This is a genomic window from uncultured Mucilaginibacter sp. (assembly GCF_913773635.1).
Classification (GTDB): Bacteria; Bacteroidota; Bacteroidia; order Sphingobacteriales; family Sphingobacteriaceae; genus Mucilaginibacter.
This window is the reverse complement of record NZ_CAJYGQ010000006.1, coordinates 310829-328927: the sequence shown is the minus strand read 5'-3', so window position 1 is coordinate 328927 and position 18099 is coordinate 310829. Positions and strand designations below refer to the sequence as shown.

The 18099-nt window shown below is 40.3% G+C and carries 10 protein-coding genes; 4 read left to right on the top strand and 6 right to left on the bottom strand.

Annotation, left to right across the window (positions count from 1 at the left end):
* Positions 1–20: 20 nt before the first annotated feature.
* From QZ407_RS06740 to QZ407_RS06720, 5 genes are all read right to left on the bottom strand, one after another.
* Positions 21–1718 (bottom strand): RagB/SusD family nutrient uptake outer membrane protein, encoded by a 1698-nt coding sequence (locus tag QZ407_RS06740; protein ID WP_295769007.1) that lies wholly within the window; start codon positions 1716–1718, stop codon positions 21–23.
* A gap of 5 nt (positions 1719–1723) precedes the next feature.
* Positions 1724–4900, bottom strand: a complete 3177-nt coding sequence (locus QZ407_RS06735) for a TonB-dependent receptor (protein WP_295769004.1) — start codon at positions 4898–4900, stop codon at positions 1724–1726.
* A 382-nt stretch (positions 4901–5282) separates the two neighbouring features.
* On the bottom strand, positions 5283–9419 hold the full coding sequence (locus QZ407_RS06730) for a two-component regulator propeller domain-containing protein (RefSeq protein WP_295769002.1): 4137 nt from the start codon (positions 9417–9419) through the stop codon (positions 5283–5285).
* 351 nt (positions 9420–9770) lie between these two features.
* Positions 9771–10898 carry an AI-2E family transporter gene (locus QZ407_RS06725; RefSeq protein WP_295768999.1) on the bottom strand — a complete coding sequence of 376 codons (1128 nt, stop codon included), beginning with the start codon at positions 10896–10898 and terminating at the stop codon, positions 9771–9773.
* Between the two features lie 60 nt (positions 10899–10958).
* Complete coding sequence (locus QZ407_RS06720; RefSeq protein WP_295768995.1) at positions 10959–12953, bottom strand: DUF4832 domain-containing protein; 1995 nt, start codon at positions 12951–12953, stop codon at positions 10959–10961.
* Between the two features lie 462 nt (positions 12954–13415).
* Between QZ407_RS06720 and QZ407_RS06715 the strand changes: the two genes are divergently transcribed.
* The 4 genes from QZ407_RS06715 (at position 13416) to QZ407_RS06700 (ending at position 17816) form a co-directional block, all read left to right on the top strand.
* Positions 13416–13976, top strand: a complete 561-nt coding sequence (locus tag QZ407_RS06715; protein ID WP_295768993.1) for a Crp/Fnr family transcriptional regulator — start codon at positions 13416–13418, stop codon at positions 13974–13976.
* Positions 13977–14045: 69 nt separating this feature from the next.
* A complete protein-coding gene (locus QZ407_RS06710) occupies positions 14046–14939 on the top strand; it encodes an NmrA family NAD(P)-binding protein (RefSeq protein WP_295768992.1) in 894 nt (297 codons plus the stop codon).
* A 12-nt stretch (positions 14940–14951) separates the two neighbouring features.
* Positions 14952–15869, top strand: a complete 918-nt coding sequence (locus QZ407_RS06705; RefSeq protein ID WP_295768990.1) for an alpha/beta hydrolase — start codon at positions 14952–14954, stop codon at positions 15867–15869.
* Positions 15870–15980: 111 nt separating this feature from the next.
* The gene (locus QZ407_RS06700) at positions 15981–17816 is read left to right on the top strand and encodes a PAS domain-containing sensor histidine kinase (RefSeq protein ID WP_295768988.1); all 1836 of its coding nucleotides are present in this window, start codon (positions 15981–15983) and stop codon (positions 17814–17816) included.
* A gap of 35 nt (positions 17817–17851) precedes the next feature.
* On the opposite strand, the gene QZ407_RS06695 is transcribed toward QZ407_RS06700, so the two are convergent.
* Positions 17852–17983: a hypothetical protein gene (locus QZ407_RS06695; RefSeq protein WP_295768986.1), complete on the bottom strand. Its 132-nt coding sequence runs from the start codon at positions 17981–17983 to the stop codon at positions 17852–17854.
* Between the last annotated feature and the right edge of the window lie 116 nt (positions 17984–18099).

The following is an 18099-nucleotide window of genomic DNA, read 5'->3' as shown; positions in this document are numbered from 1 at the left end:
CTGCTTTAGCTGCTTAATTATTAATAACCTTCGTTTTGACGAAGCTGATTGTTTGATGCCTGAATTTCGGCACGAGGTATAGGTAACCAATAGTGTTTAGCCTGAAAGCTTCTTCCATCAAGCGCAACTTTTGGAGTAAAAGTGAATCCGGTTGCGGTTTTAGTAACTGTAATACCCATGGCCGGTTTATTCTCTGTTACATCTGCAATTTTCCAACGGCGTACATCGTAAAAACGATGCTCTTCAAACGCAAGCTCAATGCGGCGCTCGTGGCGTATTGCCTCGCGCATTTGATCTTTAGATGCTACGTTTGCAAGTGCAGGCATATTCACACCCTGACGAGACCTGATAGCGTTAACGGCCGTGCGTGCAGAATAGGTAGCGCCGGCAGGAACAACATCCGGTCCGTAAGCTTCATTAGCAGCCTCTGCAAAATTTAACAGTATTTCAGACAAGCGGAAGTATGTCCAGGTTTGGAAACCGGCATTACCCCAAGGGTTTTGGATAGGATACTCTTCGTTAATGAACTTGCGCAGGTAATAACCTGTTTTTGACGTGTTCCAGTTTTCACTTCCATCCCTGCTGTCTCTTCCACCCGGTATAAATGTTTCCACGGCACGGCCACGGTATTGAGCTCCGTTATATAAAATGGTTGCAGCAAATCTTGGGTCGCGGTTTGCGTACGGTGTATTAACATTATAGCCAGATGTAGGATCGGTAATAGCCTTACCGTTGCTCATTTCATAGTCATCAACCAGGTTTTGCAACGGAGAGTTACCAGCCCATCCGCCGTAACCGTTGGGTCCGTTTGCAATTTCTAAATGCACGTGACCAGCCTCGCGGGTGTAATACCTAGCGAAAATTGTTTCTGATGTTTCACTAGCAGTAAACATATTGGCATATCCGCCTGAATATAAGCTATACTTATTTAAGCCAATTACGGCCTGTGCCGCAGTTGCAGCTGCTTCCCATGTTCCGGAAGCATACAACGGACTTGCTGCATAAAGCAACAAACGTGATTTTAATGCCAACACTGCACCCTTAGTTGCGCGGCCCAGAATCCAGCTTCCGTCGTTATTTAAAGGAAGCTTTGCAGCCGCGTCATCTAACTGCGCTACTACGTAATCAATTGATTCTTTAATAGTTGAGCGCTTAAACAACGCAGGATCTTGAAAATCTTCTCCTAATTGTGTAACGCGGTCGCCCATAAGCACTATCCCGCCATAATTACGAATAAGGTCAAAATAACGGAAAGCCCTCACAAATTTCAGCTCGCCCTCTAACCGGGTACGGTGCAAAGCGCTCATTGGCACGTTAGGTAACAAGCTTAGCGCAAAATTGCACTCGCGTATACCTCTGTAACTCCGTCCCCAAAATACATTGGCTATACCTAAATTGTCAGATGATAGCTGTCCGCGCTGGATAAACCACGTATCATCATCGTTATTGTAAATTGATTCATCGGTAAGTGAGCTCCACATGGCGTATTCAAAGCCACGGCCAAAACCCGGGGGTGTACCATCACCCTCTTTATTGGTAAGCTGTGTACCAATGTAACGGTTTGTTACGTATGCTTCAAAAACCGAGCTATCTGACTGTAATGCCGATGTGGCTATACGGTCGGTTGGCTGAATATCTAAGTAATTTTTTTTACAGGCAGAAAAAAGCAGGACGGCACTAACCAATGCACTCCAGTATTTTTTATTGTTGATTTTCATTACGCTTAAAATTTAAGGTTTACACCCAGGTTAAATATTTTTTGCTGCGGATAAAACTGACCGCTTCCGCTATCGCCTTCCGGATCGTAATCTTTAACCTTTGTTATGGTGAATAAGTTAAATGCACTAAAGTAAACTCTTAGGTTTGACACCTTTATTTTTGATAAAAATGCCGCGTCAACGTTGTAGCCAATCTGTATGTTTTTTAAACGTAGGAATGATGCATCATTTAACCAGAAAGTGCTTGCATATTGGCCGCTTATTGAACTTGACGATCTTTCAGTAACTAATGGGAAGGTACCATTCGGTGTATTTGGCCCAAAACGGTTATCAGCCCATGATTTATAGAAGTTACCTATGGTTCCTGACTCAGGCAGTACGTACTGTGCAACCTGGGCCTGACCCGCAATCAATGCCGACAAATCAAAGTTTTTGTAAGCTGCGTTTAATGTAAAGCCGTAAGTAATGCGTGGTACGTTACCATATATGTTTCTTACTCTGTCTCTGTCATCAATAACTCCATCCTGGTTAAAATCTTCCAGTTTTAAATCGCCTACTTTGGTGCCAACAACGTGAGGGTAAGCAGCAAGCTCTTCAGCACTTCTGAAAAGTCCTAAGCTGCGGTACAATAACGGAGTGTTCAATGAATTACCAGTTACAGTTTGATATGGTAACAGGCCCGGCGCATCATCTAAAAATATTCCTGTGCTTTTAGCATAAGTTACGTTACCTGAAAGTCCCCAGGTAAATTCTTTACCTGTATGGTTGTATCCCAATGTAGCTTCAAAACCTTTGCTGTTTACTTTTCCAATATTCTCATCCGGTCGTAATTTATCACCACTGTAAGGATCAACAATACCTGTTACAGCAGGAACTGAACCGCTACGAGGCATCAGAATTTTCTCTCTGTCCTGGTTGAAGTAAATTGCCTCTATGCTGAAGTTTTTAAGAAAAACAGCATTCAAACCTATATCCAATTTCTTGGCAACTTCCCACGTAATGTTAGCATTACCTAATTTTATGAGGTTAAGGTTAGGCTGGATTGACGTTCCGCTCACAAAACCGTTGCGTACAATAGTGAAGTTGTCAAAGTATTGAAACTGTCTAATTTTATCATTACCTAAAGAACCATATGAGGCGCGTATTTTCAAATCATCAAAGAATTTAACATTGTTTGCAAACCAATCCTCTTTTGAAATACGCCATGCACCCGATACTGATGGAAAATATCCCCACCTTTTATCAGAAGGAAAGTTAGAAGTTCCGTCAGCCCTGAATTGTGCTTCAAGCATGTACTTCTCATTGTAGTTATAAGCAATTTTACTAATTACACTTCGGCGGGTAAAATTTGTGCTGTAACCAGAATTTAAAGCATCTGTTGGTAGTGCACCGCCTTGTCCGAGTTCGGGCAAATCAGATGACAGGAAGTTCCTACGGGTTGCATCAAAGTATTCTCTACGGTTTGAACTTTGCTCATAACCCACGAACGCATAAATGTCATGCTTGCCAAACTTACGTGCATAATTCAGCTTAGCATTTGATGTTAGCTGTACATCGTTCATCTGCGATTCGAAAAGCTGCGGACGACCATTGAAGCCACCATACAGCCTTGGCTCATAAACGTTTGTACTCGCAATATAATTGTAAACGTTATATGGTTTTGAGAAGTTCTTAGAGAAGTTAAAAGCACGATCTACCGAAAAGAAACCATCAACAGATAGTCCTTCAACACCCGGAATTAGATAGTTGGCTTTCAATATTCCGTTAAATACATGTATTGGGTTACGGTTTACGCCACCTATATCGGTTACCTGCAAAGCAGGATTCTCGCCTTCAATACCTATGGTTGGCAAACCGTTAGGATAGTAAGGGGCAACAGTTGGGTTGGCACGATATATAGACCTGAAAATACCGCCGCCTCCGGTTGTTGGGTATTGCCTGTCTTCCTGCCTGCCCGATAACAATACACTTACCTTAAAGCGTTTAGTTATGTTGGCATCAATGTTTGAACGGAAGTTGTATTGCTTATACTTGGTAACGCCGTTCTTATAAAGATTATCCTGGTATATAGTACCTAATGATACGTAATACTTAACATCTTCATTACCTCCGTTGACTGATAAGCTTTGCTGATTTTGAAGTGCCACTTTTTTTAGGGTAGCATCTATCCAATCAGTATTCGGGTAGTTCAATGGGTCAGACCCGTTACGGAAGGTTTCAATTTGTGCGGTACTATAACGCTGGTTTAAGCCACCTTGAGCATTGCTGTTATAAAGCATTTCGTTAACCAATTGTGCATAGGTGGCTGCATCTGCCATTTGTGGCAAGCGAGTTGGCTGACTAAAACCCTGATTGAATGTATAGCTGATACTTGGCTTACCGGTTTTACCGCGTTTGGTAGTAACCAAAATCACACCGTTAGCAGCACGGTTACCGTAAATTGCAGCCGAGGCATCTTTTAATACCGAAATACTTTCAATATCATTTGGATCAAGACGTTCAAGACCTCCAATTTGCCCTGGAATGCCATCTACAACTACCAGTACAGAATTGTCGTTAGTGGTAGCTAAACCGCGGATGGTTATGCTTGAGCCATCGTAGCCCGGCTCACCTGAGCGGTTGTTGGCAATAACACCTGAAAAACGACCAGCTAAAGAGTTCGACACGTTTGGCTGCGGACTTTTAACAATTTCAGCACCTTTTACATCAGATACCGATCCTGTTAACGTTGCTCTTTTTTGGCTGTTATAACCCACCACCACCACATCATTCAGTGACTTTGCCGATACCGACATGCGTATATCAATAACCGACCGGTCACCAACTATAACCTCTTGCGGGTCATAACCGGTAAATGTGAATATCAACGTGGCATTCTTGTCTTTCACGTTGATTTTGTACTTACCATTAACATCGGTAATGGTGCCGCTGGTTGTACCTTTTATGGTTACACTGAGGCCCGCAAGGGGCTCCCCTTTTTCGTCAAGCACCCTACCTGATATAGGCGTGTCTTGCTTAACCAATCTTACCGCCGATGATTTATGCGGTGCATTTGTAATGCGCGCATTGGCCGCAAACGGTGTTGTGATCAATAGTCCGGCAATCATGGCTTTGTTAAAAACCGAGGTTACGCCGGAACCATACCATAACGGAGAACAATTAATCCGTAGAAGTTTGTTCATAATTTAATAATGTTTAATTGGTTTGAAATTCTTCAGGAAACGCACACTACTATTGGAGAAATAGTGAGTGCAGTAAGCCGGAAATACAATTGGTTTCGGAGGCTAAATTGACAAAAAAACCGGCATGAGCATGAGTGGTAAACGGTTAAATTTAGGTGGGTAAACAGTTAAAAAACTGCTTATATCTAAAGGTGAAGCAGTTTTTTAACTGTAAATTGTTAGAGCGACTGATGTAAGAACAGCCCGATGAGGACAAAGCGAATTAAGCTCATGAATTGCCTCCCACGAACTTTTTCGTTCCTGAATTGAAATGCAATTAATAAAGTGAGTGTGATTGCGACTTCAAGCAAACGCGAGAAAGTCAAGATGATAAGTAACGGACTTATTTGCCTTTATGGGCCTTAATCATCGCCGGACTAAGATGCAAATTGTTGCTGAAAGGCTTGCGGAACTTTTTAATGTATTGCGAGGGATTCATGTTGAACTGTTTGCAAAATTGTTCCCTGAAGTACCTTGGATCTCGTATACCTACCATGTAGGAAGTTTGCAGTATGGTATGATCTGAATTGATGAAAATCTCAGCGGCCTTACGTAACCGTATAAAACGAATAAAGCTATTGGACGACTGCCCTGATATTGACTTGATTTTATTGTATAGCTTAGAGCGCGACATGCCAATTTCCGCAGCCAATACCTGAATATTAAAGTCAGGGTCTGTTATGTGCTTTTCAACTATACGGATACATGAATTTAAGAAGTCCTTGTATTCAGAAGATATTTTAAGATCACTTGCATTTAGCGTAACCGCATTATAAAAATACTTTTGAAGGTTATTTTTGCTTTTAAGAATGCCCGCTACCCTGGCTTTAAGTATTTCTTTATCAAATGGTTTACTGATGTAATCATCCGCCCCGCCTTCGAGTCCCTTCAATTTAATTTCGGGTGATGAACTAGCCGTTAATAAAATAACAGGAATATGCGATGTAGCTTCGCATTCTTTTACAAGATTACAAAGCTCTATGCCACTCATTCCTTGCATCATTACATCGCTGATGACTATGTCGGGCAGGTACTCGTTAATCATCTCAAATCCATGTTCTCCGTTTGATGCTTCGTAAAGCGTAAATTCAAGCTTGAATATCTGCTTCAAATATTCTCTAACATCATGATTATCATCAATAATTAACAAAGTTTTTGTTTCGGATGTAAGCGGATCATCAAATAAAACCTCATCATTTGCAGCATCAACAACTGCATTAGCGGTAATTTCATCCTCTATCAATTCTTTCAACAAAACAGATTCTGAATTGCCATCATCCTGAATATTTGACAAAAGCGCATATTCAAGGCCTTTTGGAAGTTCGATATTGAAAGTTGTGCCTTCTCCTTCTACACTTTCATAGTTAATCTTACCCCTCATTGCGTTGATAAAGCTTTTAACTAAAAAAAGCCCAATACCAAATCCGCCCTTAAGTGAAGCACCGCTGCTGGTGTCCTGATAGAACTTATTGAATAGCTTATCGCCAATGCCTGGTGATATTCCGCACCCGCTATCTTGAACTCGTATTAAAGCGTTTTCATCGTTATCACTTACCTCAAAGGTTATGATACCACCATCAGGCGTAAATTTAAAAGCATTTGAAAGTAAGTTAAAAAGTGCAATCTCTGTTTTTTCCCTATCAGCGTAAATAGTTAAATGGTCACTTGCGGAGTTGAAATTGTAAGTGATGCTTTTTACCCGTGCCTGGTGAGTAAAACATAAGTAAACTTCTTTACTAAGTGAGACAAGATTAAGCTTTACAATTTTTAAATTATCTATTTCAGCATCAGCCTTTCTAAAAAGCAAGAGCTGATCAACCAAACTTAACAGTCTGCGTGCGTTCCTGTAAACAATGTTTAAATTTGTAGTATCTACATTTTTATCGTCCTTGTAAAGCAATTCTTTTACTGGGTTGATTATCAATGTTAAAGGCGTCCTAAACTCATGCGATATGTTAGTAAAAAAAGAAAGCTTTTTTTCGTTCAGCTTCTTCTCGCTTTCACTTTGTAAGTGAGCAACCTTAACTTCATATTTTAATTTCGCCTGTTTATCACGATATACAATATACCCATACACTACAAAGCCCAAGCCAAAGCAGTATAGCAAATAAGCCCACCAGGTTTGATACCACGGAGGCAAAATAGTGATGCTTATAGTACGCCCTTCTTTATTCCAAACACCATCATTATTAGCAGCAATAACCCTAAAAACATACTTACCCGGATTTAAGTTTGTGTATGTAGCCTTTCGCTGGCTACCTACGTAGTTCCATTTCCTGTCAAATCCTTCCAATTTGTAAGCATAGCTATTTCGCTCGGAGTGAGTATAATTTAAAGCTACAAACGTTATGGAAAACATATTTTGCCTATGTTTTAGTGTAATGTTTGATGCTGAACCAATACCTACCTTAAGCGGTGAATTTACTCCGGGAACTATGGATTTATTGAATATTTGAAAGTCGGTGAAGTAAACGGGTGCAACTTCTTTATTATGTTTTATCCTTGCAGGATCTATGTGTACAATGCCGGTTGTACCTGCAAGATAAATGTCGCCTGTTTGTGACTTGGCAATAACGCTGTTTGCATACACCCCATCTGATTCGTCAAAGTTTTTTACCTGTAAATTATTAGGGTTAAATCTCGATACACCGGTTTCGGTGTTTACCCATAAATTGCCTTGACTATCTTCAATTATATTGATGAATACATTGCTCGAAAAGCCATCCTTTTTTGAGTAGGTTTCAAAACTGTTAGTTTGGCGATTAAACTTGTTTAAACCATCAGAAGTGCAAACCCACAGATTTTTACGCGAATCGAGAAAGATGCTGCGGACAATGTTATTACTCAAACTACCTGTAACCTTATCGTTAAATGTATAGGCAGTAAAGCGTTTGGTTACTGTATTGAAGCGATTTAAACCGCTGCCGTAGGTGCCTATCCAAATCATGCCGTCGGCATCTTTTAGTAAGCTGTATAAATGATTATTATTTATAGAGCCCGGATTTTTATCGTCACTGTAATAGTGTTCAAACGTATTAGCATTGCTATCAAAAACCTTTAGGCCGGCATCAGTTGCCAGCATAAATACACCCGGTTTAATCTCCAGAATATCTCTAAAAACGTCTTCATTATATAGACTTGATAAAGCCGAATGATGGAAGTGATGCTGGAAAGTGTTACTCCTTTCATCATACTTATCAAAACCGTTTTCAGTTGCTATCCATAAGTTGCCGTCCGCATCTTTATAAAGCTTACTTAACTCATTGCTGCTTAAACTCTTTGATCCATTGTTATGATAAAACGCTTGTTTAGCACCAGTAGCGAAATCATACTTAAACAATCCGTTGTTTGTGGACAGCCAGATCTTTCTACCATCTACCAACATACTTTTCACCTCTCTTGGCTTAAGGTTAAGCGGTAGCCAGCCAAATTTGTATTCTTTGTAGTCAATTTGTGTAAGTCCATTAATTGAGCACAGCCATATTATACCATGTTTATCGTCATAAACTTCTCCGCTGGCATTATTAATTAAGTCTGGTAATTTTTGCCAACTGTTTGTACGCGTATCAACCCAATAAAAGCCTGCGTTACCACCAACCAGTAATGTATTTGAATCTTTTTGTACAACACTAAATACAGAGGTATTGGCCCCATCAGGGCATTTCAATGATATAAACTTTTCGGTTGAAGGATTAAAAGCAAATAGTCCTTTCCAATAGGTTGCTATCCATATTTGTCCGTCTACGCCGTAGTACAGATTCCATACGTCATTTGGGTTTTTTTGGCCGCTCAAATGTGGTTGCTCATAATTAATGAACTTGTGCGATTTCTTATTGAATTTAGCTAGTCCACTGCTCCAGCTCCCAAGCCATAAATCACCCAATTTGTCTTCGATGATAGAATTTATTGATTTACCCTTAAGCGCAAACTTGTCCCTCTGGTTGGGTAAATAAACGTCAAAGCCTTTATCTGCATTAATAAAACGGTTGAAGCCGTTATCGGTCCCTACCCACACCTGCCCGGATCTGCCACACAACAATGACCATATCTTATTATTGCTTAAAGAGTTAGGTTGATTAAACTTATGATAAAACCGTGTAAATCTTTCCGTCTTAGGGTCAAAAATATTCAACCCATCCATAGTTCCTACCCAAATACGTCCGGCTTTATCTTCTACCAGCGCGTTAATATAGTTACTGGTAATTGATGTACTATCTCCGGGTATGTTTACATAAGCTTTAAACGTATAACCATCAAACTTACAAAGTCCGTTTTCAGTACCAATCCACATCAAACCATTCTTATCACGAAGCGCGGCAGTGGTACTTTTTGAAGGCAGGCCATCATGTGTTGTGTAAGTGCGCAATGAAAAGTTATGCGGATCAAAGGCGCCATCGTGTTGATTTACCCATACCTGTGCTTTTACATTATGTAGAAATGTAAATAATAGTAATAAACTAAATACTTTAGCTATCCTCATAACACAGCGCAGGCAGTTGCTTGAAAAAATCAGTTTGGTTTGCTTAATGGCTAATTAAGCGTGTAATAAATTGGTTACAGGATGCTAAAGTAGCTAAAATTTAGCCAATAAGAAATTCAAGTAATCAACATTGCGTAGTTTGCACCCTCTGATCATAGTGAATAGAATTTGACTTATGATTAATCAACAGGGAGCAAAAACTTTTACTTTATAAGGGTTGTAATCCTTTGCATTATTTTGTTCAAATATTTGTTATTAATATAATCACTCAGCAAACTTACATTTTACAAAAAAAGCAAGGCGTAATGCCTTGCTCTCCGTATATTGATTCTTAGCACTTTGAAAGTGCTGCTATATATTCGACTTCACTGTGGTAGCTTCCTCCGGGATTTTCTTTTTTCTCCTGAATATGGGGAAACTCATAGGACTATGTTGAGGACGTTCATCACCCAACAATACTCCCCACTGCTTCATATGTTCTGAGCGGTCGAACACAATTTTTAATACGGCAATCATTGGCAAAGCCAAAAACATACCCGATATACCGGCCATTGTACCGGCCAACAAAACTCCAACTATTGCCGCCAACGCATTAATCTTAACCTTTGATCCTACGATGCGTGGCATCAGAATATTATTGTCCAGAAACTGTACTACGGCAATAGCACCAAGCACTATAAATATTGAGGATATTTCTTGTGAGGAAGCTAGCGTGATTAATACGCCTAGTATGTTTCCTATTAACGCTCCCAGGTACGGGATAAGATTCAAAAAAGCGAATATGACGCCTATCAGTAATGCGTGTTTAATACCAAATAGAAATAACGCTAAACCTAAAAGTATGGTGATATAAGTGATTTGTATTAACAAACCTATAAGGTAACTTTTTATGATGCTTTCGCTGGCACGTACGCCCTCTTCTACCTTTTCATGATGGGCTTGATCAAACCACATAAAGATGAAGCGGAGTAACAAATTTTTGTATAACAATATTAGGTAAATGTAAATTGGAAGTAGACCAAAAAACAACAGTATGTTACCTACCGAGCCTACCATACTGCTTAAAATACCCCCTGCAGAATTCAAAAGTTTACTGCTTTGTTCATCAACAAGTTTAAGTTGCGCATCGGCAGAGTATTTGAAAGTCGATGCAATCCATGAGCTTAACGCTGCCAGGTGGTGCGAAACATTATTTTTAATCTGTGGAAAATCGGCAATAAGTGAACCTATCTGAGCCGAAAAGAACCATACAATAAGCCCCAAAAACATAAACAGCAATAGAATGGGAATGAATATGGCTACAACTTCCGGCAGTTTTAGTCGCACAAAAAAGCGGAGCACCGGCAACAACATCAAACTGATAAAGAATGCCATTAGCAAGGGCATTATAAGATTTTGCCCAATAACAAATAGGGCTCCAATTAACACCAGTCCTAATAATTCGATAGCGCGTCTAACGGTTACCGGTAGCTCTCTCATAAATTTTTATTTAACTAACTAATGAATTTGCAACAATTTTGTTTGCTTATTTCATGTTAATTAATTAAGGGCAAAAGTTTCCCAGCCGCTAACTGTTGCGCGGTTACATTTCATAACTGATTGCCCATCTTCTGAACTAATGTATTTGCCATTGTTCCCTCTTAAAGATATACGTCCGTTGGCATTTACAATCCAGTCAAACTTTTCCCAGTCGCTTATGGTTGTGCGGCTGCAGGTGATGCCGGTTGTAGCTCCATTTTCTGACGACACGTATTTGTTCATGCTTTTTAAGGCAACTTTGCCTCCACCTGCATCAACAATGGTAAACGTTTCCCAGGTAGATGCAGTTGGACGATTACACATCATGGCTGTTTGGCCGTTTTCGCCAGATGCAAACTGATTGTTAGAGCCCCTTAATTTTATGCTTTGGCCTATTGGTGGTGTGGTTACTGCGGATTGAACTTCCACGTCACCTAACTTAAGCCACCCATTGGTAACATTACCCGTAACGGCAAGTGCAATGCCTGGCTTGTTTCCGTTTGTTTTGTCAACAATGGCAATTGCCCAGCTATAAGTTCCGGGTGTAAGATCAACCGATGTTGTAGTGAAATTATAAGTAATGGGGTTGTTTTTAATCCATTTAGATGGATCGCTGGCGTTATCTATAAATAGTTTTTTAACTGCTCCTGATGCATCTAAAAGAGCAAAAGCAACCTTGTATTTATAATTCCACTGCGGTATGTTGTTTGGACAGTAACCCCACCCCATGTTCACCCACCTGTGGCTAAGCGAAGCAGTAGCACCAGCTGCAATTGTGTTAGGTAATGCCACTTCATCAGGATATAAGCGGTAACCACCTTCAGTGTTGAAACGTTGAACCAATGGAAAACTGGTTTGAAACCATGATGTAGTTTCACCAACTCTGAAGTCCATCATGTTAACGGCAGCCTCGGCCGATCGGTCGAACTCTGCCTGCCTTACATCTTCGGGGTGCCCTTCACGGTATTGTCCGCCCGAATCAATCCAATATCTGTGGGTGCCGGTTACAATCCAACCACCTTCCATTATAATGGGACGTTTGTGTTTCCAGGTGGCAGCAAACGCTTTTTCCCAGCTTTGGTAGTAATCCGTCATTGCAAATGCATCGTGCCGCAAACTGTAACCCTTGTTGTTAATAGAATTGGTGAGCAGCATATTGCTATTAGCGTTTACCGCACCCCAGCTTGTAGGGTGACCAATTAAACGATGATAATTTATAACCAACGGAATCTTTGTGAAAGTTCGGGCGTATAAGCCTGTGATCCAATCTAATGTTTCGGCCTTGGCTGCTTCAGTTTGCGCATCAGTCAGTGTACCGGGAGCTGCATAAACTACATTATGTGCCTCACCCCATTTGCCTAAGCCGTAGGCATCTATAAACGAGGTAATCACCGGATCGTTAAAATCCTTCGCCAACTCCTCAATCAACGTAGTAAAATGCTGCCTGAAAATAGGATCTTGCGGAAAAGGAGTTTTTTGCGATGTATTGGCCGGGTTAGAAAGCCAGTAACCGGCACCTGCATTAAACACAAATGCCGGCGTATTTTCACCCTGATCGCGCCCATCTACAACTATACGGAACGCAATGGGCAAGCCCCTGGTTTTAACACCGTTTATAAGCTTTCCCATTTGCGAGGTAAGATCTCGCCAGGTATAAACACCCGGACTTGGGTTAAGTGAACGCCAGCTTGTACGTATATAACAAGCCGATGCATAGTCAATAGCTTTTACGTTTGCTCCAAGCTCGGGCACAAAAAATTGCGTATCCCAATAAGCATCCGTTGCATCGCGTTTACCGTACATTACCCAGCCATTAAGCGGATTACGCAAAAACGATGTACTGTTGTAAGTGGGTCTTACAATTACGTTTCCAAGTTCGGCAGCTTTTTTTTCAGCTTCGGCCATGCTGATGCCTGGGTCGCCTTCGTCGAGTGATTTTTTACACCCTGCCGTATAAATGCACGCAAGTGTTAAAACGGCAATTTTAGCCGCTTTTTCAAAGTTTGGTTTTCTCATAGTACTGATATTTAGATTATTGGTTAATAATTTTAGCAGGACTACCAATTACATTAAATTCATAACTTAAAAACTTTTGTGCACAGGAAGCTTTACAGTAACATTCGCCACGTAAATAACGGACAACACGTCTGCACAAGAGCAAATGCAAATGCTTGAGTAAAACGGATCAGGAAAAATTTATGTAACAGTATATAATTGGTAAATTGGCTTGATATGGCAATGCCTTGCGCTTTACAATATCATAGGCTTGTTTATAAATAAAAGTAAACCTGATTATAGGCTACTTGCAAAGCAAACCTAAACGTAAATAAGGAGTTAACACACCTACAAATTCATCAAAAAAGGGTATTTTTTCGACACCAAAAATTCACAAAACGGCTTCTGATGTATATTTACATAGATTGCGTTGATGTTTAATTACATAGCCTGTCTTACCACATACCAGTTTTAGTTCACCAAATGCAAAACCTTAAAAATTTTTTACAAAGCAATTTAAACGTTGATGCAATTGAGTTAGACGATATTATGAGTGAGTTTCGTGAAAAGACTTATGAAAAGGGGCAGCTGGTTTTAAAACGAGGTCAAATTGCTAATCATTACTATTTCGTAAGTAAGGGCGCACTACGGTTTGAACTTGGTGGAGATGCACCACTTACGGCATGGATTGTTGAACCAGGAGAGTTTTTTACTGAAATAACAAGCTACAATCCTCAAAAGCCAACCCGTTTTAATATTGAAGCGGTTACTCAAACAACAGTGTATTGTATTAATAAGGCAAGCATGGAGAAGTTATTTGAAAAGTACGCTAGCTGGCAACAATTTGGTCGTAAACTTTGGGAAACTATGGCTATGCGGATGATTGACGAAATAATAAGCTTTCAGGTTATGACCGTGGAGGAACGTTACCTTCAATTCTTGAAAAGGCCCGGCTTTATGCAGTTAATATCGGTTAAACAACTGGCATCTTACCTGGGCATTACGCCTAATGCGCTTAGTCGCATCCGTAAAAATCTTCGTTAATTACATTCTACCAAATGGTAGTTTCAGCTATTGTGGTGGCGGATATTTTTGTATTAAAATTTATCTGCTATGAAAAAAACAATAGTTGTTGCTGGTGCAACCGGAAACCTTGGTGAACTTATTTGCCACGAACTTATCAGTAAAGGCGCTTTTGTAAAAGCCTTGGTACGTGCTGAAAGTCAATCGGAAAAAATTGAGAAGCTAAAAACGTCCGGAGTAGATGTTATTATAGTTAATTATGATGACAGTTCGCAACTTTCAGCGGCATGTGAGGGTGCCAGTTGTGTTGTTTCGGCACTAGCTGGGTTAAAAGATGTAATTGTTACAGCACAAACACAGCTGCTTAACGCAGCAGTACAAGCCGGTGTGCCACGGTTCATTCCTTCTGACTTTTGTACTGATTACACACAATTGCCGAAAGGTGCAAACCGAAATTTTGATTTACGTAAAGAGTTTAGGATCATTTTAGATGAGACTGATATTAAAGCTACATCATTTTTCAATGGTGCGTTTTCTTATGTGCTGGAATATGGAATTCCGGTTTTTGACACTAAGAATAAAACCGTTGCCTGCCCTAACGACAAGGAAAACTGGAAAATTGACTTTACTACGGTTGCTGATACAGCCAAATTTACTGCAACTGCAGCGCTGGATGATTTAACTCCACGCAACTTACGTATTGCAAGCTTCCAATTGAGTCCACTGGATTTTAGCTTGTTAGGCGAGCAGTTGTACGGCTCACCATTTGTGTTGCAGCATCAAGGTACAATGGAGCAATTTGCCCAAAGTATCGACCGGTTACGAGCGGCAGATACAGATGGTGAAACACAGTTATACCCGCAATGGCAACAAATGCAATACTTGTACAGCATGTTTTCGGCCCAAAACACAAGTCTTGACAACGACCGCTATCCTGAAATAAATTGGACATCGGCTCACAATACGCTTGGTAAACAATACTAAACTTTTCACGACATGAATGCTAAATTTAGTAATGCAGAACTTGTGCAACAGTGGCCGGGGTTTGAAAGTCAAATAATACGTGTTAATGGAGTTGATTTGCACTACGTTGATAACAGTATTGATAAACCTGTAATAATTTGCCTGCCAGGTTGGCCCCAAACCTGGTATTCGTATAAAAACGTTGTACTTCCGCTGGCAGGCAGCTATCGCCTTATAGTGGTTGACATCAGAGGAATGGGTGGTTCGGCAATGCCAACTAACGGCTATGATAAAAAGACTATGGCTACAGACATTTATCATTTGATCACCGCACTAAATCTGCAAGATGTTACGGTAATGGGGCATGATATTGGTGGCATGGTAGCTATGAGCCTGGCTCACAACTTTCCTCAGGTTGTTCAAAAGCTCATTGTGGCTGATGGTTTGCATCCAAACGAAGGAATTTTTCAAATGCCACTGATTCCCGCACCCGGAACCTTTAATGAAAAAATTGACAACCAGCAACCATATACCTGGTGGATGGGCTTTAACCAGGTAAAGGGTTTGCCCGAAAAACTTCTTGAAGGCAGGTACCGCTTTTTACTTGACTGGTTGTTTAGTTACGTGATGATTGACGAAAGCAAAATGCCTGCATTTGAACGCGACATTTATGCCAACGTTTATAACCATCCTGAGCGTATACGTGCATCAAATGCCTGGTATCAAACCTTCGAAATGGACATTGCAGATGCAAAATCATATAGCAAGCTTTCTATGCCGGTGTTGGGCATTGCAAGCAACGTATCATATGGTTATTATCAATATGCATTGCCATCATGCGCTTCAAACTTTAATTTGATCCACTTACCTAACACCGGCCATTATATGTTTGAAGAAAACCCTGAGGATGTATGCAAGGCAATTGAAGTTTTTATGCAAGAGAATAACTGATGCCAATTTAAATCTTATCACAATTATCACTCAATTATATTAGATAAAAAGGCGGCCTTTATTTTTTTCTAATTGTTTAACGGTTACATTTACCACATAAATTATTAGCCGTTGAACTTTACCGGTGTAAAAAACCACAATGCCATGCTGGCTATTATCAGGAATTTGCCTGGTAACTATTTAATTGTTTTGCCTAATGCGCCCACATTCACTATTGTTGAAATTAGTGAAGCTTACAATGAGGCTACATATACCCGCCGAGAAGACATTTTAGGCAAAGGAATTTTTGAGGTGTTCCCCAACGTTCCTGGAGATGAGTTGGCCGACGGCGAACAAAATCTTACGGCATCGTTTAACAATGTTATAGCAACCCATCAAAATCATGAAATGTTGGTGCAGCGTTATCCGGTACGCATCCCCGGCAGCGATGTTTTTGTTGAGCGATTTTGGTTAACAATAAATAAGCCGGTAATAATTGATGGTCAGTTACATTACATCATACATTCTATTACCGATGTAACCGAAAGCAAACTTTTAAAATCGCGCGAGCAATATTTCAAAGCCCTTGCCGACGAATCTCCTTTTATGATTTTACGGTTTGCCGGGGCATCGTGCTTATACGCAAATACAGCCTGGATGCAAACCACAGGCTTGTCATTTGAAGAAAGTATTGGCTTAGGCTATTTGAAAGCCCTGCACCCTGATGATGTTGAACATGAAAAGGATTTATTCAACCAAGCAGTTAAAACTAACGGATCATTCGAAAGTAAGTTTCGAATAGTTAATAAGTTAAATGAAACAAGGTGGCTTACTGTTAAAGTGTTGCCTTTACATACCGACGGATCAATAACCGAGTTTGTAGCAAGCTTAATTGACATTACCGAGCAAGAAATTGCAAACCAACGTATACGCCAAAGTGAAATGCTATTGCGGCAGCTTGCCGACTCTATTATACAAATGGTTTGGGTGACTGATGCGGAAGGCATGCACGAATACTATAATAAACGCTGGTATGATTTCACAGGTATAGCTTATGGAGAATCAGATGGTGAGGGATGGAATGCAGTTTTTCATCCTGAAGATCAACAAAGGGCTTGGAACGTTTGGCGACATTCATTGGCGACCGGAACACCCTACGAAATCGAATACAGGTTGCGAAAGTTTACCGGTGAATATATTTGGGTTTTAGGCAGGGCAGCACCATATTTTGATGAGCATGGCAAAATCATTAAATGGTTTGGAACCTGTACCGATATTCATGAGCAAAAACTGTTGCAGCATCAAAAAGATGACTTCATTAATATTGCAAGTCATGAGCTTAAAACACCATTAACAAGCCTGTCTGCCAATATGCAGTTTATTGAACGCTCATTGCTAAGAAACAGGCCTGATGATCATGTGTTGATCAGCATGATCAGTTCATGCTTCAAGAACGTTAAAAAGCTCAATAAAATAATTGCCGACCTGGTTGATGCAAACAGTATTGGACTTGGCGAGCTGCTTATAAAAAAAGAGCGTTTTGACATTATTAAATTATTACAGGATGTAACCAGCAATATCAACATAGGCACATCAACTATTGAGATTGTTGGCAAAAGCAGTTTGATGGTAAATGCCGATGCGGGCAAAATTGAACAGGTTGTAGTTAACCTGGTGAATAATGCCTGTAAGTATGCCGGAGAATCAGAAGTGATTATGGTAAAAGCTACTTTGGATGATGAATACGCGAAAGTTGCAATCACCGATCAGGGTAAGGGAATACAGGAGGATAAAATAAAGTATTTGTTTGACCGATACTACCGTGCTGATACTGCTAACATGAAATACAGCGGTATGGGTTTAGGGCTGTACGTTTGTGCAAATATTATACGCAGCCATGGTGGCAGTATTGGCGTTGAAAGTAAGGTGGGCAATGGAAGCACCTTTTGGTTTACGCTTCCAATTTGATATCAACAACCGCAATAAAATCTGCTGTTTATAACTTACTTGCGTTGCTGCGTAGCATTTACGTGGTTGGTAATTACAATGGTATCAGCTAGTCGGTTTGCAAAACCAAACCTTGCCGGAGTTTTGCCGGTACAACAAGCTTTTACTTTAGGTTTCTGAAAAGCCACTTTGCTCTTATTTTGTTTGATGGAGTTTTGATTGCAGTTCGTCAATAAAGCAATCACTGCGATCATTGTTAGATTTATGAAATATAGTTTCCGCTCCGCCATTGTAGTAAAGTTAA

Bases quoted from the DNA above. Each gene is read 5' to 3' on its own strand.
- QZ407_RS06705 (WP_295768990.1), top strand. From the start codon at position 14,952: ATGAATGCTAAATTTAGTAATGCAGAACTTGTGCAACAGTGGCCGGGG.
- QZ407_RS06715 (WP_295768993.1), top strand. From the start codon at position 13,416: ATGCAAAACCTTAAAAATTTTTTACAAAGCAATTTAAACGTTGATGCA.
- QZ407_RS06740 (WP_295769007.1), bottom strand. From the start codon at position 1,718: ATGAAAATCAACAATAAAAAATACTGGAGTGCATTGGTTAGTGCCGTC.
- QZ407_RS06710 (WP_295768992.1), top strand. From the start codon at position 14,046: ATGAAAAAAACAATAGTTGTTGCTGGTGCAACCGGAAACCTTGGTGAA.
- QZ407_RS06735 (WP_295769004.1), bottom strand. From the start codon at position 4,900: ATGAACAAACTTCTACGGATTAATTGTTCTCCGTTATGGTATGGTTCC.
- QZ407_RS06730 (WP_295769002.1), bottom strand. From the start codon at position 9,419: ATGAGGATAGCTAAAGTATTTAGTTTATTACTATTATTTACATTTCTA.
- QZ407_RS06725 (WP_295768999.1), bottom strand. From the start codon at position 10,898: ATGAGAGAGCTACCGGTAACCGTTAGACGCGCTATCGAATTATTAGGA.
- QZ407_RS06720 (WP_295768995.1), bottom strand. From the start codon at position 12,953: ATGAGAAAACCAAACTTTGAAAAAGCGGCTAAAATTGCCGTTTTAACA.